Source organism: Flavobacterium sp. MMLR14_040 (assembly GCF_033657265.1).
Taxonomy (GTDB): domain Bacteria; phylum Bacteroidota; class Bacteroidia; order Flavobacteriales; family Flavobacteriaceae; genus Flavobacterium.
On record NZ_JAWVWO010000019.1, the window covers coordinates 62,863 to 85,582 of the forward strand.

16 protein-coding genes are annotated in these 22,720 nt (G+C 34.2%); 8 read left to right on the forward strand and 8 right to left on the reverse strand.

The window, feature by feature from the left end:
- Positions 1-40 precede the first annotated feature (40 nt).
- The 6 genes from SD960_RS19430 to SD960_RS19455 all read right to left on the reverse strand — a co-directional run bounded on the left by SD960_RS19430 (position 41) and on the right by SD960_RS19455 (position 8,180).
- Positions 41-1,324, reverse strand: coding sequence for a cellulase family glycosylhydrolase (locus SD960_RS19430; RefSeq protein ID WP_318805450.1), 1,284 nt, complete (start codon positions 1,322-1,324; stop codon positions 41-43).
- 335 nt (positions 1,325-1,659) lie between these two features.
- On the reverse strand, positions 1,660-2,892 hold the full coding sequence (locus tag SD960_RS19435; protein WP_318805451.1) for a glycoside hydrolase family 26 protein: 1,233 nt from the start codon (positions 2,890-2,892) through the stop codon (positions 1,660-1,662).
- 236 nt (positions 2,893-3,128) lie between these two features.
- Entirely contained in the window at positions 3,129-4,316 is a 1,188-nt protein-coding gene (locus SD960_RS19440; RefSeq protein ID WP_318805452.1) for an AGE family epimerase/isomerase, read from the reverse strand.
- Between the two features lie 6 nt (positions 4,317-4,322).
- Positions 4,323-5,513: a glycosidase gene (locus SD960_RS19445; RefSeq protein WP_318805453.1), complete on the reverse strand. Its 1,191-nt coding sequence runs from the start codon at positions 5,511-5,513 to the stop codon at positions 4,323-4,325.
- A 28-nt stretch (positions 5,514-5,541) separates the two neighbouring features.
- Positions 5,542-6,933 (reverse strand): MFS transporter, encoded by a 1,392-nt coding sequence (locus tag SD960_RS19450; RefSeq protein ID WP_318805454.1) that lies wholly within the window; start codon positions 6,931-6,933, stop codon positions 5,542-5,544.
- 116 nt (positions 6,934-7,049) lie between these two features.
- A complete protein-coding gene (locus tag SD960_RS19455; protein ID WP_318805456.1) occupies positions 7,050-8,180 on the reverse strand; it encodes a glycoside hydrolase family 26 protein in 1,131 nt (376 codons plus the stop codon).
- A 303-nt stretch (positions 8,181-8,483) separates the two neighbouring features.
- On the opposite strand from SD960_RS19455, the gene SD960_RS19460 reads away from it, so the two are divergent.
- The 8 genes from SD960_RS19460 to SD960_RS19495 all read left to right on the forward strand — a co-directional run bounded on the left by SD960_RS19460 (position 8,484) and on the right by SD960_RS19495 (position 20,825).
- Positions 8,484-9,362, forward strand: a complete 879-nt coding sequence (locus SD960_RS19460; RefSeq protein WP_318805457.1) for an AraC family transcriptional regulator — start codon at positions 8,484-8,486, stop codon at positions 9,360-9,362.
- 310 nt (positions 9,363-9,672) lie between these two features.
- Complete coding sequence (locus SD960_RS19465; protein WP_318805458.1) at positions 9,673-12,840, forward strand: TonB-dependent receptor; 3,168 nt, start codon at positions 9,673-9,675, stop codon at positions 12,838-12,840.
- 10 nt (positions 12,841-12,850) lie between these two features.
- Positions 12,851-14,410, forward strand: a complete 1,560-nt coding sequence (locus SD960_RS19470) for a RagB/SusD family nutrient uptake outer membrane protein (RefSeq protein ID WP_318805459.1) — start codon at positions 12,851-12,853, stop codon at positions 14,408-14,410.
- 18 nt (positions 14,411-14,428) lie between these two features.
- Positions 14,429-15,487 (forward strand): IPT/TIG domain-containing protein, encoded by a 1,059-nt coding sequence (locus SD960_RS19475; protein WP_318805460.1) that lies wholly within the window; start codon positions 14,429-14,431, stop codon positions 15,485-15,487.
- Positions 15,488-15,566: 79 nt separating this feature from the next.
- Complete coding sequence (locus SD960_RS19480; RefSeq protein ID WP_318805461.1) at positions 15,567-16,838, forward strand: fasciclin domain-containing protein; 1,272 nt, start codon at positions 15,567-15,569, stop codon at positions 16,836-16,838.
- Between the two features lie 87 nt (positions 16,839-16,925).
- Positions 16,926-18,161: a glycoside hydrolase family 27 protein gene (locus SD960_RS19485; RefSeq protein ID WP_318805462.1), complete on the forward strand. Its 1,236-nt coding sequence runs from the start codon at positions 16,926-16,928 to the stop codon at positions 18,159-18,161.
- 10 nt (positions 18,162-18,171) lie between these two features.
- Positions 18,172-19,137, forward strand: coding sequence for a glycoside hydrolase family 5 protein (locus SD960_RS19490; RefSeq protein WP_318805464.1), 966 nt, complete (start codon positions 18,172-18,174; stop codon positions 19,135-19,137).
- 593 nt (positions 19,138-19,730) lie between these two features.
- Complete coding sequence (locus SD960_RS19495; RefSeq protein ID WP_318805465.1) at positions 19,731-20,825, forward strand: outer membrane beta-barrel protein; 1,095 nt, start codon at positions 19,731-19,733, stop codon at positions 20,823-20,825.
- 385 nt (positions 20,826-21,210) lie between these two features.
- Here SD960_RS19495 and SD960_RS19500 read toward each other — a convergent pair whose 3' ends face one another.
- Positions 21,211-22,116, reverse strand: coding sequence for an N-acetylmuramoyl-L-alanine amidase (locus tag SD960_RS19500; protein WP_318805466.1), 906 nt, complete (start codon positions 22,114-22,116; stop codon positions 21,211-21,213).
- A 37-nt stretch (positions 22,117-22,153) separates the two neighbouring features.
- Positions 22,154-22,693: a hypothetical protein gene (locus tag SD960_RS19505; RefSeq protein ID WP_318805467.1), complete on the reverse strand. Its 540-nt coding sequence runs from the start codon at positions 22,691-22,693 to the stop codon at positions 22,154-22,156.
- Positions 22,694-22,720 lie beyond the last annotated feature (27 nt).

Sequence of the window (22,720 nt, forward strand, 5' to 3'; positions counted from 1 at the left end):
TGTAATCTCTTAAATGAACTTATATGGTTTAAAATTTTAACTACTTCAATTGTTTATTGTATTTTTTTACAATTTCCAAAGTCGATTTATCTCCATTAAAAACAGAATTCAATCCTTGAGGTTCTTGCGGAGGATCTGTTGTTAGCGGTTCTCCGGGGTTCCATTTTCCGGTTTCATTAACGGCTTTTCCTTCGCCGCCGTATCCCCAAAAATTTGCTGCTTGTAACGGACCGCCATTTTTATGGCTTTCCAGAACTCTTCCAAAAATATAACTGTAAAACTGATCGCGATAAACAGAAGAAGCTCCCGCATTCAAATTTTCGTTTTCTCTCGGTAAACCAAATTCTTCAATAATAATCGGACGTTTTAAATTATTTGCGACTTTAATATGATCGTCAATATATTTTCCTGCGTTTTCCAATGTCGTTGGTAATGTTTTTTCGGCATTATCTGCTTTAAACCAATTCCAGTTTTTTGGCCAGATATGCATAGTCAAATAATCAATATTCGGATTTTGATGTGTTCTTTCAAAAATTTCCATACTGTCATTCGAGCTGTTTTTTCCTTCAGAACCTGTCGAAACCAAGTGGTTTTTATCTAAACTATCAATTAAATCGACAATATTGTTTAGCCAAACCGTAAATTTCTTTTCATTTTCAACCGTAAAAAGCCTTGGTTCATTGCCAACCTGCCATGCCATAATGGTGTTGTCTTCGTTATATTTCTTTTTAGAATATTGATTTGTTCTTCCAATAATAAATTTCACATGATCTTCTAAAGCCTTCATACAAGGTTCGCAACTATGAAATTGTTCGGTATACGACATAAATTGCGGCCACGTATTCGGAGCTATATTGGGTACCGGAATTGCACCTTTGCCATTCCATTCCAGATATTGAGACATCCCGCCAGACCATTCCCAGTTATTTGTCAAATACAAAACCGCATACATTTTACGTTTGCTCATTTCAGCAATCAAAAAATCCAATCCGTCCAGCAAGTCTTCATCGTATTTTCCCTGCTCATATTGCAATGCCGGGCGAACCGTAAAATCATATTTTCCACCATCGGCACCAACCAGAATACGCAAATTATCGATTCCGTTTTTCTGCATCAAATCCAGTTCGCGGAGCAATCTTTTTCGGTCACCCACTTTTTTTGAAGCCAGCAAACTTCCGTACCAATAATTTGTTCCAATGTAGGCATATGGTTTGTCGCCTTTATAAAATTGCGTTCCTTTTACCGTAATTTTTTCCTGCGCGTTACAAGCGACTACAGAAAAAATTAAAGCTAATCCGAAGGTTTTTAGAAATGTATTTTTCATTATTATATTTTTTAGGAGCTATTTCCTGCTATCCGTTCCAATCTTTTGTTCCATTTCATTTCACAAAAGGATTTCCACTTCTATCAGGGCTAGAGCTTTAGGTTTTATAAGTCCATTTTTGTCAGTTTCGGTAATTGATCCCAATTCCACTGTTTTGTCATTCCGAGGAACGAGGAATCTCCGCAAGTAACTCCATCCAGAGAATAGCCAATCTTTGTCGAGCTTCTTACGAAAATTCCTCGTTCCTCGGAATGACAAAAAAAGACAAAAAATAAGAATAAATCTGTGTAAATTAGTTTTAATCCGTCAAATCCGCGTGCTATTTCTGTACTCGTTTACTTCGGCAATTCATACATTTTCGGCAACGAATTCACCAATGCCGATTTTGGTTTAGTACTGAATGTTTTAAAATCACCTGCATTCGAAACAGAACCATTCGGAACATAATAACCGTCAGTATTGTTGTTCCAAAACATTACATAACTGATTTCTATACTATTTGATGTTAGTGCGCTATATAAATAGTTCGAAAACCAATCTGTTACAGGCGTATTAGTGCTTGTAACACGAAAACCAGTTTCTGACAAAGCGGCAATTTTTACTTTCGTTTTCGCCAGATCAGAAATAATTTTTAGTTTCAAATTTGCTTTTGCAGCTCCGGCAGAACCTTGATTATCAAAATCTCCGTAATTATCCATTGCCAGAATATCTACATATTTATCTCCTGGAAATCGGCTTAAATAATTGGTTTCTGTAGTATATGAATTATCAGGAGAAAACGCATATAAAATGTTGTGAACGCCTTTTGTGTTTTTCAAATAATCAACCGTAAATTGGTACGCGGTTTTGTATTCATCGGCAGTACAAAAATTAGCACCCCACCAAAACCAGCTTCCGTCAAATTCATGAAATGGCCTGAAAATTATCGGAATCAATTCTCCATTTGCACCTTTTAAATTTAAAACAACGCTGGCAACTTTATCGAGTTTTTTCTTGTACCATTCGTGATTTGCTCCGCCAGGCAAAATACTTTTAAAAGCAGTGGTTTTTTGTTCCGATGTCATATCGGCAGCATAAAAAGAATCTTCATTATTAGGTTCTCTCAAATGCCAGCTAAAAGTATTGATCATGCCTTTGGCGTAAGCAGCTTTCACATCATTTGTAATTTTTAATTCTTGTTGATAAAACCAGTTATCTGCCTGATTATTATTGTTTTTATCGGTAATAAACATAAAATCAGAACCTAAAACGGCTGGATCAAAACCTGTATTTTTCTTAATATCAGAGTCGCCCGCTGCATCTTGGTAAAAACCATTAAAAGCATCTTGCTGACCAATGGCAACTTTTGTTTTTGCAAGATTTTTTAAGTTATAAAATAAAGCTATAGTTTCTTTAGTAGCATTGGCATCAACCATATAATTGGTGACATTTTGCGTTGTCAAAGCATCGTCTTGCTGCACAGGAGGATCTGCTTTAATTTCATTATCTGCTTCTTTATCAGAAGAACAATTTATAAAAGCCAAAACAAAAAGACTTAAAAATGCTATTTTGAGAAAATTGCTTTTCATTTTTTGTGGTTTAATTTGGTTAGTTAGTCTTTTATGTAATTAATTCAAGTTGCGATTTAATATGTGTAGTCCCTACGGGACAAAAAATGGGGTAATAAATTGGTTTCTACCAATATGCAATCTCTCCGAGATGCTCTTTATTACTCCGTTAGGAGTTAAATATGCTTAGAATTAACCAAATGCACACCGTAGAAATATCCCATAGGGATTACATATTGGCAGAAACCAATTAATTTTTATAGAATTCGGTTCATTAGTTCCAAACAAGCACGGCTATTATGATACGGACATTTCCAGAATCCAGCTTTGTCTTTTTCAATCAGGGAATTATCGCGGTAAATTCCCCAAAACCATTCGCCATTTTTAGTGTCCAGAATCTGTTTTTTTATAAAATCCCAGTTTTTCAAAACGATATCCAAATAAATTTCATTTGCTGTTAATTGATAAGCGTTGTAAAAACCAATTAAAGCTTCGGCCTGAACCCACCAGTGTTTTTCGGCTACTAATTCGTTCTTTTTAGGATCGAATTCATACCACAAACCGCCATCGGTATCTAAACCTTCTTTGGTGACTTCTGCCATTTGAATGGCGTATTTTTTGTAATTAGCAATTAAAGTTTCATCTTCAGAAATTTCGGCACATTGCAACAAAAGCCAGGCTGCTTCGATGTCATGACCGTATGAAATCACATCTGGTTTTTCGATCCAGTTTTCATTAAAAAACAAACGTAAATGTCCGGTTTTGGTATTGATGAAATGTTCTTCTATAGTTTGTAATAATTCAATAATATCTTTTTGAAGCGCTTTATCCTTCCACACCTTAAATAAATTTGCATATGCCTCAACAATATGCAAGTGCGTATTCATCGTTTTCTTTTCGTTGGCATCTTTTTCACTCAAACGCAAATCATCGATAGCTTGCCAATCTCTTGTAAAAGCTTCCAGATAACCTTTATTTACAGCATCGTAACTGTATTTTTGTATTCTTAAATATAAATTTATCGCTATTGTTAAAGCTTTTTCGTCTTTTGAAATAACATAATATTCAGATAATCCGTAAATGGCAAAAGCTAAAGCATAGATTTGATTTTTAGTGTCTTTGGGAGTTGTATCAACATTAATACTCCAAAATAATCCTCCAAACTCTGAGTCATAAAAATATTCTGAAAGAAACTCAAAAGCACGTTTTGCGATTTTTTTATGTTCTTCGTTTTTTGTAATTTGATAACTTGATGAAAACGACCACAAAATTCTGGCGTTTAAAACAGAACCTTTTTCTGCATCTTCAATTAGGTTTTCATTGTTATCAATCTGACCAATAAAACCGCCATTTTTAGTGTCGATTGAATTTTTCGACCAATAATTTAAAATTGAATCAAGCTCAGTTGATAATTCGGTTTTAAGTTGCTTTAGTTTTGCTGACACGGTGAATTATATTGCGTTGTTTTTTTCAATTTGACTGATGATCGTTTTTACAGATCCTGCAGAAATAAAAGTATCTGCGGGAGCATTGGTAACATAATCAACCAATTTTGCAACAGATGAAACGGCCACATGCATTCTCGTATCTGACGAAGCATAATATACATAAACAGTTCCGTCCGCATCTTCAATCCATCCGTTTGAGAACAAAACATTCGATACATCACCAACTCTTTCAATGCCCTCAGGGCCCATAAAATGTCCGGCAGGTACGTGTGTCACTTTTGTAATATCATGCAAATCTGTCATGAACATATAAAGTGTATAGCGTAAACCTGCAGCGGTGTTGCGAACTCCGTGCGCCAAATGAAGCCAGCCTTTTTCTGTCTTAATGGGAGCGGGGCCAAGACCATTTTTCAATTCATAAATGGTATGATATTGTTTTCCGAAAATGATTTTCTCGTCTTTTACAATTGGGTTTGTCATATCTTCGACATAACCTAAACCAATTCCACCGCCGGCACCAACATCAATAAATCCATCTTGCGGGCGTGTGTACAAAGCATATTTTCCGTTTACAAATTCCGGATGTAAAACTACGTTGCGCTGTTGTCCTGTATTTGAAATTAAATCGGGCAATCTTTCCCAGTTTATTAAATCTTTGGAACGTACAATTCCGGCATTGGCTACAGCCGAACTGGTATCGCCTTTTGGTGCTTTCGGATCTTTTCTTTCGGTACAAAAAATACCATAAACCCAACCGTCTTCATGATGGATCAAGCGCATATCGTAAACGTTTGTATCCGGTTCTTCAGTTTGTGGAATTACGCATGGTTTTTCCCAAAACTTGAAATTATCGACTCCGTTTGGGCTTTCCGCTATAGCGAAAAAAGATTTTCTGTCGATTCCTTCTACACGAACGGCCAGCAAATATTTTCCGTTCCATTTGATGGCACCGGCATTAAAAGCGGCATTCATGCCAATTCGTTCCTGCAAAAACGGATTTGTTTTTTCGTTAAGGTCAAAACGCCAGTTTAATGGTACATGAGCTGCAGTGACAACTGGGTTTTTGTAACGTTCGTATATCCCGTTTCCAGCCTGATCCTGAGGCTCATTTTTTTGCTCAATTAGTGTTGTATGTTCTTTTTCTAATGCTGTTTTTCTGTCTTGAAAAATAGTCGAAGATGTTATTGTAGTCATATAAATCGATTTCTGTATCCGTAATATTTTAATTTGTCAGGTCTCTTTTTTCATTTAAATCCTGTTCGATTGTCTGAAGTTTTTCTTCAGATAAAGGATAAAAAATGATAAAAGCGACCGATATAAATGCTGCCAGGGCAGGAAGTATGCTTAACATTAATTGAATTCCGTTTTGGGTTGCTACGGATTGTTCTACGTTGGCCTGAAAGCCAAAATATCCTAAAAGCCATCCGGCTCCCGCACCGCCAATTGTCCAGCCAAATTTTTGTGACATTGAGGAGGCAGAGAAAACCAAACCTGTAGCTCTTCGACCTTGTTTCCATTCTGAATAATCGGCACTATCCGCATACATAGACCAGATTAAAGGGAAAATGCAACCGGCACAAATACTTATTAAAACCTGGAAACTCATGATTAGGAAAATATCTTCTTTCCCAAAAAGATAGAAAACTAAACTTAAAAGTGCAGCCAATGCCATTGCACCCAAAAAGGTTTTCTTTTTACCAATTTTATTCGCAATTGGCGTTGCGGCGATAACTCCGATGATATTTGCTGCTTGCCCCAAAACCAAATAAATAGAAGTTGGCGTCATATGAAAATCGGTGCCAAAAAGTGAAAAATCAAAGTTTACACTGCTGCTTACATAATATTTAAAGTAATAAACGGCTGCTCCATCACGAATAGAATTGAAAACCAGAGCGCCAATTCCGGCTCCGAGTAAAATCCACCACGGTTTATTTTGTAGTAGATCTTTTAAGTCTTCTTTTAAATTCGCTTGCTCATCATCAATTGGTTTTACTCTTTCTTTGGTAAAGAAAAAGCATCCCCAGAAAAAAGCTGTTGTTATAACTCCAAAAACGGAAATTGTTGCAAGCCAGCCTGTTTTGGAGTTTAGGCTTCCGCCGAAATATTGTACTAACGGTTCAATTAGCCAAAGTGCCAAAAGACTTCCGCCAAAGGCAAAAACCATTCTGTAAGATGATAAAGTGGTTCTTTCTTTTCGATCAGACGACATTACACCCAAAAGTGAAGCATACGGCACATTGATTAATGAATAAATCATCATCATTGCCGAATAGGTTATGTAAGCGTAGATTATTTTTCCTTTTTCGTCAAAATCAGGTGTGTAAAAAGTTAATACGCCAATTACGGCAAAAGGCACGGCAACCCATAATAAATAAGGCCTGAATTTTCCCCATTTGCTTTTTGTTCTGTCGGCAATGATTCCCACAATCGGATCAAAGCAGGAATCCCAGATTCTCGTAATCAAGAACATGGTTCCTACAACGGCAGGCGCCAATCCGAAAACATCGGTATAGAAAAATAAAAGATACATGCTGAAAATTTTCCAGAACATGGATGATGCAGCATCTCCAAGACCGTAGCCTATTTTTTCTTTTAAACTTATTTTGTCGTGCATTTAGGTTTTGTTTTATTGGTTGTGAGTTAGATTTGGTTAGTTGTTGTGTTTCTATTTGTTGAAATTTTTTAGCACACGGATGACGGGGATTTAAACGGATTTTTAATTTTTAATTCTCAATTTTTATTGATGTCTTTCTCAAATAAGGTTTTGTCTAATTTATAAAAATCAACAAAATCTTTTTCGCTTATTTGACCGGTATAGGGTGCGTAATAATGCATTTTTTGTTCTTTTTCCTGCCAGCCGTGATTTCTCCATAATAAAACATAAGATATTTTATAATCTCCAATGGCTTTCAATAAAGTTCCTGTCCACCATTTTGGGTCGGGAATGGCTTCGTAACCGGCTTCTGCGACAGCGATCAATTTGTGTTTTTCGATGCCAATTTCGTTAATGACTTTCAGCTGATTTTGAACTTCGGCGATGAATTTCTGTCCCTCTTTGTCGTCATTATTCTGATAAGAATCAAAACTGATCATATCTGCGTAATTGTCTCCGGGATAATGGGCTAAGAAATCTTCTTTTGTGTTAAAACTGCTTGTGTTGTAAACATAAATCAGGTTGTGAACTCCTTTTTTCTGTAAATATTCAAAGGTAAATTTCCATGCAGCTTTAAATTCTTCCGGTGTGCAATTTCCTTTTCCCCACCAAAACCAACCGCCGGTAAGTTCGTGATAGGGTCTAAAAAGAACTGGAATATTTTTTCCTTTTTTATCTTTTAAGGATAACAAATAAGCGGCTGCTTTATCTAGCCAAACGGTAAATTTCTGATGATTTTCGCCACCTGGTAAAATTGTTTTCAATGAATTTGGTGTGTTATCCCAGGCACTTTTTCCGGTTGCAGGATTATCAAAATGCCAGCTTATAGTTGTAATTCCGCCTCTTTCGTGGCTTTCTTCTATATATTGCTTCATTTTGGTAAATGGAATCCCGTCTATATTATTAGGGCTGTCTTTTTCAAGACCTGCCAAGTCCCAGCCATAAACTCCGGGATAATCTCCAACAACATCTTTTATATCGCTTCTGCCATCTTCATATTTCCATTTTACACCATAAGCAAGATCGTCCTGATGCCCAAAAAGAAATCCTTTCTGGCTTAATTTATTGAGTTTTTTGTATAAAGAAACAGTTTCAGGTATTGCTTTTTGATCTGAAAGTGACAAATTAGTATTAGTCTTACTGTTTTGAGAAGAACAAGAACTGCCTATAAATACTGCAATTATTAGGGTTATTATGTTTTTTTTCATTTTATAGTTTAGTTGTTTTCCTGTAATATGATATGAAAAGGCAAATTAATAATGACTTTTTTTATAGTTCAATTTTTGATCTTTAATTTGATATTGTTTTCCGTATAAAATTATTAAAACTTTAAAAAGATATAATATTAAAAATGATTAATGTTTATTATTGATATGGTTTTTGAAATATTGACAATTCTATTTTTCAAAGATAAACGGATGTTTATCGTCTATTTAATATTATTTTATCAATTATATATCATATTATTGCAAATAAAAAATTGAATATCATTTTATAAAACAGTTTTCAGGATGAGTAATGCTAAGAATTTTTACAGAGAAATTGCTCCGCTTTCTGCGGGAGACAGCTTTTTGGTGTTTGATAGAGTAAAGGATAGTTTTGATTTTCCGGTGCATTATCATCCGGAATTTGAGATCAATTTTATTTTAAATGGAAAAGGAGTGAAGCGTGTTGTTGGAGATAACATTGAAGAAATTGACAATGTTGAACTGGTTTTGATTGGTCCAAATTTATATCATGGTTGGGAACTGAATAAGTGTACGAGTAAAAAAATACATGAAATTACAATTCAGTTCCATAACGATTTATTTCACGAATCTTTATTATCCAGAAGAATTATGAACCCGATTCGGGATATGTTCAATCGTTCGATTCACGGAATTTTATTTTCTAAAAAAGTAGCCGAAGAATTAACGCCAAGACTAGTAAAACTCTCAAAACTAGATGGTATGGATTACTTTTTAGAGATTACTTCTTTATTGTATGACCTGGCCAACTCCAGAAATCAGCGTCTGCTTTCGACTTATACGGTAGATTATGATACGTTTGATGATTATGATAAAATGAAATTGGTTTATGAATATGTGCAGAAACATTTTGCCGAAAAAATCACTTTAGAGGATGTTGCCAATGTTGCCAGCATGTCTATTATTTCATTTAACCGATTTATTAAAAAGCGTACAGGGAAAACTTTTGTCAATTATATTAATGATATCAGAATTGGATATGCGGCTCGCTGGCTTGTAGAAAAAGATATGAGCGTTTCAGAAGTTGCTTTTAAATCCGGCTTTAATAATATCGCCAACTTCAATCGTAGTTTTAAAGCTACTAAAAATTGTACACCAAGTCAGTATAGGGAAGATTTTTCTGGATTAAAGCGAATTTTATAATGATACTTTTTTTGCACAAACAAATATTATTTTTAACGAAAACGTTTGCTTTTTGGCAGATTCGTTAATTTTAATTTATAATTCAAAGTCGTTTAAGGGATTTAAATTGTGAATAATGTAAAATTTAGTCTGTTTAATTTTCATATGTGTTTTTTTATGACGCTATAGTAAAAATATTATCATCAAATGATATAATACTATTGATTTAATCGTTTCTTGTGTTATAGATTTGTTAAATAATTTAGAAAGTAAACCACAAACCTTTATTACTGAATTATGAAGAACAATTTAAACTAACCAAACATTTATTATGAAAAAACTAATGACTAACTTCATTCATTGGAACGCTAACCACAGAGCAGTTCCTTTGATATTATTTTTGTTACTGACATGTAATTTTGTTACGGCTCAGGTGAAAGTAACCGGAATAGTTTCTGATGCTCAGGGACTTTCTATACCCGGAGCCAATATAATGGTCGTAGGAAGTAAAATTTCTGCCTCTACAGATTTTGATGGAAATTATTCTATTGATGCGCCTGCAAATTCAAATATTTCGGTTTCATTTATTGGATATGTTTCCCAAACTATAAACGTTAAAAACGGAGGTAAAATAAATGTAGTTCTAAAGCTTAGTGCTGAAGATTTGCGTGAAGTACTTGTGAACGTTGGATATAGAAGCCAGAAACGAAAAGATGTTGCAGGTTCAATTTCTACTGTAACAGCCAAAGATTTTAAAGATTCCCAACAAGTTACGGTAGAACAATTATTGCAGGGAAGAGCTGCAGGTGTTGTAGTTACAAATAACTCTGGAAGACCGGGAGGAAATGTTTCTGTTAAAATTCGTGGTGCTGCCTCTTTAGGCGGATCAAATGAGCCTTTGTATATTGTAGATGGACTTCCTATTTCGGGGGATGCAACAAATCAGGCGACGGGAGGAACAATTGTAAGCGGTTATATAGGTACAAATACGGGTTCTGTAACCAATAGTCCGCTGGCTTTTTTGAATCCTAGTGATATTGAAACCATGGATATTTTAAAAGATGCCGGAGCAACCGCAATTTATGGTTCAAGAGCTTCAAACGGAGTTGTAATTATTACGACTAAAAGAGGTAAAAAAGGTACAGGAAAAATAACTTATGATACAGCACTTTCTACTCAAAAGGTTACAAGATTGCTGGATACAATGAATTTAAGCCAATATGCCACACAGCAAAATGCATTGGCAAGTTATTACGGTGTTGCTCCTAGAGATGAGTTTGCAGTACCTTCTGTTTTGGGTAGTGGAACAAACTGGCAGGACGAAATATACAGAACGGCTTTAATGAACAGTCACCAATTGTCTTTTTCAGGAGCAAAAGATAACAACAATTATTATATTTCCGGTGGATATTTAAATCAGGAAGGTGTTGTTATTGGATCTGATTTTAAAAGATATACTTTTAAAACTAATCTGGAATCAAAGGTAAAAGATTGGTTAACAATGGGTGTTTCTATAACAGCTGGTATAACAAATCAAAATATAACTATCGAAGGCTATAGCGACGGTATTATTGGTACTACAATATTATCGACTCCTGATGTAGCGGTTAAAAATTTAGACGGAACATATGCTGGCCCGCCAAAAGACGGATCACAGGGAGCCTGGATAAACCCGGTTGCAAGTACTTTGATGAATACCAATAAATTGGTTCAAAAGAATTTTCAGGGTAACTTTTATTCCACTATCAGATTGGCAAAAGGACTAGATTATCGTTTTGATTTTGGTGGTTCTACCAATATTCAAAATTTTGATGGATTTCAGCCTACTTACACATGGGGTGCGGCTGTAAATAAAGTTAATCATCTTCAGGAAAGAGCGAATACCTGGTATGGGTTAACGCTAAAAAATATGTTGACGTACAATACTTCTTTAGGAAAACATAATTTTACTTTAATGGGTATTCAGGAAGCAAACGATTCGCATTGGTTTGGAGGAAGCCAGTCTATAAGCGGATTGTTAAGTAATGATGTACACTCTATAAACCTTGGAGATCAAAAGACATTGGTAGCAAGCGAATATAAAGGTGCAAATGCTTTGTACTCTTTTGCAGGTTCCCTTAACTATAATTATGACAATAAATATTATTTACAGGCTACAATAAGAGCTGACGGCAGTTCTAATTTTGCCGAAGATAAAAGATGGGGTTACTTTCCTTCGATTTCAGGATTTTGGAAATTGTCTAATGAAAAATTCATGGAAGGAACAAAAGACTTTGTAGATAATATTAAATTGAAAGCAAGTTACGGAGAAACAGGAAACCAAAATATTAGCGGAGGGTTATATGCTTCTAACATTCAAACTATTAAATCGGCTTTAGGAAATTTCTTTACGGCAGGTAATATTGCGAATCCTGATTTGACATGGCAAACGGCAGAAGATACCAATCTGGGATTAGAGTTTAGTTTATTTAAATCTAAATTAAATGCAAGTGTAGATGTTTACAGAAAACAATCATCAGGATTTTTGTTTGTATTGCCTTTGCCAACTTATGTTACCGGATTAGAACAATATCAAGGTGGTTTGGCGGCTCCTACAGTAAACTTAGGAAGTTTAAGAAATGAAGGTATTGAAGCTACTTTAAAATATTCTAACAATTTTGGTAAAGATTTTTCATGGGATGCTACGGTAACATTCGCAAAAAACAACAATAAATTATTGAGTCTGGTAGATAACTTCGACTTAATAAAAGATGTTCAGGTTAATGGATATACAACAAAAACGGTAACAAAAAGTGAAGTTGGTCAGCCAATAGGGCAGTTTTACGGTTATCAAACGGTTGGAATTATAAGAACAAATGAGCAATTGGCAAATGCACCAATTCCATTTACAGGAAACAAAGCAGTAAAAAGTGTTTTAGGAGATGTTGAGTATGTAGATCAAAACAAAGACGGATTGATTGATGAAAAAGATTTGACTTATATTGGAAATCCGGCACCTAAATTTACTTATAATTTCTCGAATTCATTTAGATACAAAAATCTTGATCTAACCATTTTCCTTACAGGATCTCAAGGTAATAAAGTAATGAACCTTACCAGAAGAGCTGCTACAAAAAATCAGCGTTTATATGAAAACCAATTGGCTGAAGCTGCTGATTTTTGGACACCGGATAATCCGAACGCTAAATATCCGAGACCTGATGGGGGAGACGGACATCCAAATATTGCAATTTCTGACCGTTATGTAGAAGATGGTTCTTATTTGAAAATTTCGCAATTAACTTTTGCTTACAGCTTACCATCGGATGTTATTTCTAAAACTAAATTAAGTAAACTCAGATTTTATGCAAGTGTTCAAAATTTATACACTTTCACAAAATACACGGGTTATGATCCTGAGATTGGAGATTATAACCAAAATGCTTTATTGAGCGGTATTGATTCCGGACGCTACCCAACGAACCGAACAATTACTTTAGGAATGAATGTAGAATTTTAATAAAACGATTATGAAAATATATAAAATAAATTTTAAAAGCGTAGCGCTTTGCGTTTTGCTTACTTTATCTGCTTCATGTAGTGAAGATTATTTAGATCGACCTACTCAGGATGGTTATGTAAGTGATAACTTTTATACATCAGATGAACAAGTTCAGCGTACCACTTATGGAATGTATGGGAGAATGTGGGCGCCATTTTTTACAAAATGTTTTTTCGCACTTTCAGAAATGTCTTCGGGAAATTGCTGGTCTAATGTTGACGGAAATGAAGTTATTCAGTTTAAATTAACTTCTGATAGTTATATATTATCAGATCCGTGGAGATCATGTTTTGGAGTCATTGCGCAATCAAATGATTTGATTAATAATTTAAATAATAATGCTAAAGCTGGTGTAAGCCCTGATGTAATTAAAAATACAATTGCAGAAGCACATTTTTTCAGAGCAATTTCTTATTTCTATTTAGTTCGCTTATTTGGTCCAGTGCCAATTATTGAGGATAATTTAGCGCTTGCAAAAAATCCATTGGTAAACAATAACAGAATTGAAGATGTATATAAATTCATAGAAAATGATTTAAAATATGCAGCAGCAAATCTTAAAGCAAAAGTTAGGGCCAGAGGCGCAAGTTCAGAGAATGTTTTTGTTTCTCAGGGAACTGCTGAAGCATTTTTGGCAAAGATTTATCTTTATCAAAAGGATTATCCAAATGCAAAAATAATGGCAGAAAAAGTAATTAATTCTGGAGAATTTGCACTTGTACCAAATTATTCGGATTTATTTTTAACAAGCAAAAATAATAACGAAGAGTCTATTTATTCATGGCAATGGTCTGGTGCTGTAAATGAATATCAGGCTGGGAATCCATCGAATGTACAATATGGTTTGGAAATTTTAAACAATGCATCTTATGGAGCTGTTTACGTTCCTTCAAATGATATTCAGGAAGCATTTGAAACTGGAGATGTCAGAAGAAAAGAATCGTATATGATTTATGGTGACATATATCCTGGAATGCAGGGAGACGGTGTTGTTGGTTTCACTCTGGATAAAACAAAATATCCAAGCGTTTTGGATGCAACAGGTGCGGCAGTAAAAAAATATGTTGTAGGTGAGGCAACCGGAGAGACGGGACCTGCAGACAACTGGGCGTCTATGAGTAATTGTAATTATATCATGCGTTACGCTGATCTTTTATTAATTCATGCCGAGGCAATTATGGCAGGTGCAGAAGAAACTAATAATGCTGCTGCAAAAGCATCTTATAACCTTGTTAGAAAAAGAGCAGGTTTGAGCGAATTAGATGCAAATACACCTTTAACACATACAGGTTTATTTCATGAAAGAAGAGTTGAATTTGCTTTTGAGGGAGAGTACTGGTATGATTTAGGCAGATTACCAAGAGCAGAGGCAATTGATATTATTTCGAAACAAGACAGAGGTTCAGATTATGAAGGAGTAAAACATTATACGCCGGTAGAAACAGATTTTATTTTTCCTAAACCAGCAAATGACGTTAGAAAAAATCCAAAATTAAAAGAAGCTCCGGTTCCTTATGTTTTTAAATAAACTTTAAAGAAAACAATTATGAAAAATCTAAAAAATATAATGTTGTTGAAGTTTTATTTTCTGGCTTCAATTTTAATCTTACTAAGTGCTTGCTCCAATGATGATGGAGGTTCATCAGGTACTTTAGCCGTTACCGGAATTAGCAAATCAGTTATTGATGATCCTTTAATAGAAGGTGACAGACAAGTTGATGTGCCTACTGATGTTATTAATGCAGGAAATACCTATATTATTAGAGGTTCCGGTTTTGCAACCTTAAAATCGATCTCCTTTAATGGATTAGAATCTGCTTTTAATCCAACTTTTGTTACTGATAATGCTATTGTAGTTAGTGTAGATCAAAAAACACCGTATTACAATGAAATGGACGAATTAAAAATCGTAACCAACATTGGTACATTAGTATATAATGTGAAAATAAGACCTCCATTTCCTAATATTAATGGATTTCCAATTAATCCAAATCCAGGCGATATTATTACCATAACAGGAGAATATTTTCTTAGACCTGTAGTTAATTTTGGCACTACTACCGTAGAACCAATATCTTCTACATTGACAGAAATTAAAGTTCAGGTTCCAAATGATATTCAATATAAAAACTTATCCATAACAAATGTTTCAGGAACTACTGTTGCATCGCAATCTTTTGGAAGTGCTATTTACGATGATGCTTATACTTCGATAAAAGCTTATGATGGTTTATGGAATGCTGCCGATGGTTATAATGTAGCTTATGATAAAGATGCTAAGCAAGGAACTAAAAGTATTCAATGGAAAGCTGGCGGATGGAATGGACTGTATGTTGGTATCGACAAAACTAAGGTGGACATGACTAAATACAAAGGAATTAGAATTAGTTTAAAAGGAGAAAAAACAGGAACAGCGAATATGATCGTAAACGGAAATTATGGCGCAACATTCAGTTTAGCATTCAAAACAGACTGGACTTATATTGAAGTTCCTTTTAGTGCAGTGGGAAATCCAACAGAAATAACAGAAATTACGTTTCAGGAGTCTGGAAATTTTGGAGGAAATACAATTCTTATTGATGATTTTGGTTTTATCTTAAAATAATAATTTAAAAGCTTTCTAATGATTTTCATTTATTGAATTGAGATTTTTTAGAAAGTGATTTAATATCAAAAATAAACTTATGAAAATAATATATAAAATTAAGCAAATTGCATTGTGTTTGTGTTTGGTTGCCATGGCGGCTTCATGCGACGATTCACTGCCGGATGTTGGAGGCGCAGAGCAGAATTATAATTCGGTTTACGGCTTACTTAAAGCAAATACGAATCTAAGTCTTTATTATAAAGCAATTGAATTAACAAAACTGGAGACAACATTAGATACCGCAGATAGTTTTACTTTTTTTGTGCCAACAGATGCTGCATTTGAAGCATTTCTTGTAAAAAAAGGTTATGTAAATACACTGGGTTATCCTGATATTAATCTCGTTCCTGTAGATGTTTTAAAACAAATCGTTTTAAGTCATGTTGTAAAAGGTGTCAAAAAACGAGTAGGAAAGTTAACAGGAGTTGAGGCAGATTATTTGGAAACCGGCCAATTAACAACATTGGCAAACCTCGCAAATTCAGATTTATACTTACTTGATGTAAAAGTTGAAGATGGTGTTCTAAAAGTTAATGGTTCTGATAAAGCAGCTGTTGGTCTGGATTATTATGGAACAAATGGGTTTGTACATGTGTTGGATAATGTCATTTCATTAATTCCTCCAGCACCAGCAATTACTAGTGTTTCACAGGCTTTTGCTTCTCCAGGTGATGTTTTAGTACTTAATGGAGCCAATTTTGTAAATGTAACTTCAGTGAAATTTGGAGAAGAAGAGGCTGCATTCAAAACAGTTTCAAACTCAAAAATTGAGGTTACTGTTCCTGCTGATTTTGGATCTTATGCACTTATAAAGGTACAAACTTCTTTTGGTACCTCAAATACGGCCACTGTTGGAGTTAAATTTTTACTTTACGGAGATGATTTTTCAGGATCTGCAACACCACAATCTTCTGGAGGCTGGGGAGGATCTTCTGATTTTAAAAGTACGGTAAAAGTAAGCAGAGGAACGTATGCAATCGAGAAATATGCCGATGCATGGAGTGGTTTTAATATTGGATTCGATATGCTAAATGTTGCTGATTATGGCTACTTGAAAATTTCTGTGTATCCAACCCAAAGTACTAAAATCTTAGTTTCGTTAAATTCTGATTTTGCCGATGAGTTTGGAACAACCGTTACATTAACAGCCGGACAATGGAATAATATTTCTATTCCGTTCTCTGACTTGAAAACAGATAAAGTTGGCGCAACTTTCAATACGATTTTTATTAAAGAATACTCCAACGGAATTACGGTAGATCCGGGAAATCCAAGCATTCTTTATTTTGATGATATAGGATTTTTATAAGATTATATATTTTGAGTTTTGTTTTAAGTATTCCCTAATCTACTCAATTAGGGAATACTTTTTTATAGTACATTTTTAAATTCAATTATGATGAAGAGAATAATTTTAATATTCATATTAAGTATTTCGTTTTTAGGCTTTAGCCAAGGAAATACACATACGCAATCCGGAGGAAAATTTGAAGGTTTAGCCATGACTCCGCCAATGGGTTGGAATTCCTGGAATACTTTTGCGACTAATATTGATGAAAAACTGGTAAAAGAAACTGCAGATATAATGGTTTCCTCAGGAATGGCGGCTGCTGGTTATAATTATATTGTACTTGATGATGGCTGGATGACAAAAGAACGCGATGCTAACGGAGATTTGGTTCCTGATCCTGTAAAGTTCCCTAACGGAATGAAAGCCGTAATCGATTATGTGCATAGCAAAGGTTTAAAGTTTGGATTGTACAATTGTGCCGGAACTCAAACCTGCGCCGGATATCCAGGAACACGCGGTTACGAATATCAGGATGCTCGTTTTTATGCCAAACTCGGAATAGACTTTTTAAAATACGATTGGTGTAATACAAAAGGAATTACCGCGCCAGAAGCCTATACAACAATGAGCAACGCACTTAAAACTGCCGGAAGACCAATTGTTTTTAGTCTTTGCGAATGGGGAGACAATCAGCCTTGGGAATGGGGAAAACCAGTTGGAAATCTTTGGAGAATCTCTGGAGATATATATCCTTGTTTTGATTGTGAATTCAAGCATCCGGAAAATTGGTCATCTTGGGGATTTATGAAAATCGCCGAAATGCGAAAAGACATCCGTAAATATTCCGGCCCCGATCATTGGAATGATTTTGACATGATGGAAGTTGGCAACGAAATGAATGATACAGAAGATAAATCGCATTTTGCTATGTGGTGCATGATGGCGTCTCCTCTTGTTGCGGGAAATGATTTCAGAAAAATGTCAAAAGAAACATTGGCAATTTTGACTAATAAAGAATTAGTAGCAGTTGATCAGGATAAATTAGGGATTCAGGGTTTTAAATATTCTGCTGAAGACGGATTAGAAGTTTGGGTTAAACCTTTATCAGATGGAAATTGGGCTGTAACTTTTTTAAACAGAAGCGAAGTAGCAAAAAAAATCAATTTCGATTGGAAAAAACATATTATTAAAGATGCAGATTTTGGTTATGAAGCCGATTTCAGTAAGACAACTTTTAAATTAAAGGATCTTTGGAGAAATAAAGAAATAGGAAATACAAAGAAAAATTTCGTTTCAGACCTGGCGCCTCACGATGTTATTACACTGAGATTAATTCCGTAAACCAATTATAATGAAATCAAAAACTAAATTTTTTACTTTTATTTTCTTGTTGATTTTTTGTTTTTCGAATGCACAATTTGTAAAAAATCATGGTCAGCTTAGTGTTTCCGGAACTCAGTTGGTCGATAAAAATAATAATCCGATTGTACTTCGGGGAATGAGTTTTGGCTGGCATAGCATGTGGCCAAGATTTTATAACGAAAAAGCAGTCGCTTGGCTTAAAAAAGATTTTAACTGCAATGTTGTTCGTGCCGCGATCGGTATAGAATTAGGTCAAATGTCTTATATGAAAGAGCCGCAGTTTTCAAAAGAAAAAATTGAAGCAGTTATTAAAGGAGCAATAAAATCAGATATATATGTTATAATAGATTGGCATAGTCATAACGTCAATTTAAAAGAAGCCAAAGAATTCTTTGGAGAAATGTCAAAAAAATATGCAAAATACCCTAATGTAATTTATGAGATTTTTAATGAGCCCGATCATGAAACCTGGCCCGAAATTAAGACTTACGCCGAAGAAGTAATTAAAGTTATTAGAGAAAATGATCCCAACAATATAATTTTAATTGGTTCGCCGCATTGGGATCAGGATGTTAATCTTCCGGCAGCAGATCCTATAAAAGGATACAATAATTTAATGTACACCATGCATTTTTATGCTGCTACGCACGGAAAAGAATTACGAGACAAAACCGATGAAGCTATAAAAAGTGGATTGCCTATTTTTATTTCAGAATCTGCAGGAATGGAAGCGACCGGCGATGGACCATTAAATTATCAGGCATGGCAGGAATATATTGACTGGATGGAAGAACATAAACTAAGCTGGATAACATGGTCCATATCTGATAAAGATGAAACTTGTTCAATCCTTAATAAATCAGCGAAGTCTGAAGGGAAATGGAAAAAAGAAGATTTAAAAGAATCCGGAATTAAAACTCGCGAGTATTTAAGAAGGTACAATTCGCAAGAATAGTTTCTGTGTATTATTTTATAGTTAAAGCCTGTTCATTTTTTTGAGCAGGCTTTTTTGTTTGTTTTTAGTTTATAGAATAACATTCAGGTAGTAGTTTGTGAGGTTTAATGTGAAATTTATTTTGTAAGAATTTTGATCTAAAAAAAATATTCGATTAAGCCTTGGTTTTAGCAAGTATTGTTTTTTTTTATTTTTATTTAAAAATTATACACCCCTATTTTTTATGGGGTATGATGCTTTTTATTTCTTTTTGTAGATGTTTTTTGGTTGTTTGTAGCTTTAATTTTGTTGTTGACCGTGCTTTTTTAATGGATTTTTATGAAAAACCGTTATTGAATTTTCAAAAATAAATCTTTATAAATGTCAAATCACGATTATTGTTAAAATAATTTTTGTAATCCATAATTCTTTATCTAAAACATCAAAAAAACAGATATCAATTCTTTTACTCATACAAAAGTTAATAAATTCGCTAATGAAAATGAAGAGGTTTTAAAGGGAAAAAAGAGGTTTTAGAAGTGGCTTATAGTATTACATACATATATAAAGATTTAACTAACCAGAATCAATTATTAACTAAAACCAATTTAAAAATGAAAAAAGCTTTTCACATTTTAGCCGCGATGTTAACCAGTTCTTTTGCTTTTGCACAAGACGAAACTGAAACAGCTACATCACCTGCAACGACCTGGGGAGGATCTGCAGATGCATATTATAAGTATGATTTTTCAAAACAAATGAATGGATTAACGAGCTTTACCAACTCACAAGATTCATTCGAATTAGGAATGGCTTCTGTTGAAGCATCACACACATTTGGGAAAGCCTCGGTTTTCGTCGATTTAGGTTTCGGAAAAAGAGCAGGAGAGTTTTCATATAATGAAACAACAGATAAAGATATTAACGCAAAATTTTTAATTAAACAGTTATTTTTTACATATCAGATTACAGAAGAATTTAAAGTAGTAGCCGGTAGTTTTGGTACACATATAGGTTATGAAGTATTAGATGCTGTAGATAATAAAAACTATAGTATGTCTTATGCATTTTCATATGGGCCATTCTTTAATACTGGGGTAAAAGCACAATATACCAAAGGAAAATTTACGGCAATGCTTGGAATAACAAATCCAACTGATTTTAAATCAGCGATGGATGCAGGTTCAAGTCAAAAAACATATATAGGACAATTAGGCTATATAGGAGAAACAGGAAGTGCTTATTTGAATTTTACAACAGGCAGTACTAACCCTACGCCAGGAAGTTTAGTTGTACCATCTGATGAAAATAAAACTCAGTTTGATTTAACGGCTTCAAAAACAATAAGTGATAGTTTTGGTCTTGGATTTAATGCAACGTATGCCAAAAGTAAAAATGATTTTGACAGCACTTTAGATGGCGAATGGTTTTCGTTGGTAGGATATGCTAATTATTCATTTAAACCATCTTTGCTTTTAGCATATAGAATAGAATATTTTGATGCTAAAGATGCTGCTCCAAGTTTAGGAATATTAACAGGAACTAGTGTTTTTGCAAATACAGTTTCACTAAATTATAAAGTTGGAAAACTAACAATAATTCCTGAGTTAAGATACGATGCTTCATCAGAAGATATCTTTTTAGATAAAGACGCCTTGCCAACTGGAGGCTCGTTCTATGCTCTAATTGCTACAACATACTCTTTCTAGAGATAAAGATTGATATTTTTTTTTTTTTTTGGAGCTGTCGAAACATACTAATGTTTTGGCAGCTTTTTTATTTGTGCTTATTTTTTGTCACAAATTAAAGTATTAGAAATGCTGTTCTTTGCGTTGAATTTTTTGCCACAGATTAAATGATTAAAAAGATTCTTTTCTACGTGTGAACTTTTATCAAAACTCGAACGATAGCAAACTAACGAAGCAATTTTCTTATTCTTTTTCTAATGTAAACTAAGCGGATAATCTTTAATCTGTGGCAAAATTTCCATATTTAAATTCGTGAAAATTAGTATAATTCGTGGCAAACTTCTGTCACAAAAAAAAGCATTTCTAAATTTTAGAAATGCCTTTTATATTTTATAATGATGATGTATTATTGAAGCTGTTTTTTATAAATCGAATAAATCGTGTCAATCGTTTTTCGATCTAAAACAGATGTTGCATCCGTTTGAATATAATGTAATTTAAAAGCCTGAATTGCTGCAGAAAGATTCTTAGTATTGTAACCGATAATTCGTAAAGCAGGTTCAATTTTAAAATCAAAAGGAGCTTCTTCTAAAATTTCGTCTGGCCAGATTCCAAATCCTTTTTCTGCTAAGGTTTTCCACGGAAACAGTGCACTCGGATCTTGCTTTCTTCCGGGAGCAATATCAGCGTGACCTAAAATATTTTGAGTTGGAATATTGTAATCTTTTTTCAGTTTTGTCAAAAGTGCAACTAAACTGCTTATTTGTGCTTCAGTAAAAGGTTTAAAACCGTTATTGTCAAGCTCAATACCAATAGAACTAGAGTTTAAATCTGTATTTTTCCCCCAGGTTGATGCTCCGGCATGCCACGCTCTTAAGTAGTCATTTAGCATTTGTACTACTTTTCCATTTTCAGAAATAATGTAATGTGCGCTAACCTGTGTTCTGGTTTTGGTAAAAGTGTTTATAGTTTGCTGTACAGAATCTTGCGCGGTGTGATGTATAATAATAAAACTTGGTTTTCTTAAATTAAAATTTACAGTACCAATCCATTCTGTGTTTATACCATTCAATAAAGCGGTTGATCCCGTTTTTGATAAGGTATCTTTTATAATACCTAATTGCTGTGCATAAGTAGTGTCAATAACTACAGGACTAACAGCAGGTATTGGCTGGGCTTCTTTACTTGTAATTTGATTTTCTAAAGTTTTAAGCTGTTGGTCGTAGGCTTTTTCAGTAGTTTTATAAGGATTTGTAGAGCAAGAAGTAATAATAATTGCTAAAATCAGATAACAAAAATGTTTTTTTGCCATGGTTTTATTATTTTTAAAGATATAGTTAAAACAATTATTACTCTGTTTTTATTGCCTCTGTTTCTTTTTTACCCTCTTTGTTTTCTTTAGAATCTTTTTTCTTTTTCGATTTTGTTTTTTTGATTTCCTTAAAGTTTTCCATAAAATCGGTGTATTTTGGAATCTGGTCAGGATTTAAAAAAGCAGTTATTTTTTTAGTAGTACTTTCTCTCAACGCCTTCATTTGCTCAATTTTTTCATCTTGGCTGCTGCTTTCGTTTTTCAAAAGAATCCCTTGTTCTTTCATGCTGTCTGTAAAAACATTGGTGATAGCAATAGCTTGCAATTCATCAAGGTTTACTACTGGTTTCATTTGTTCTACGATCTTGGCTGCAGTTTCTTCAGGTGGAACTTCTTTTGGTTTGCTTGTGTTACCTTGAGGGCCTTGCATCATGCTTCTGTCCATGCCCATTCCGCCGCCTCTTCCGTAGCCATTGCTGCCATAACCATTATTATACCCGTTTCCGTATTGAGCAGAAACTATGTTGAAGCATAATAAGGTGAAAACTAAAAGAAATAAAGATTGGATAGATTTCATAAATGTATTTTCTAAAATTAGCAAATG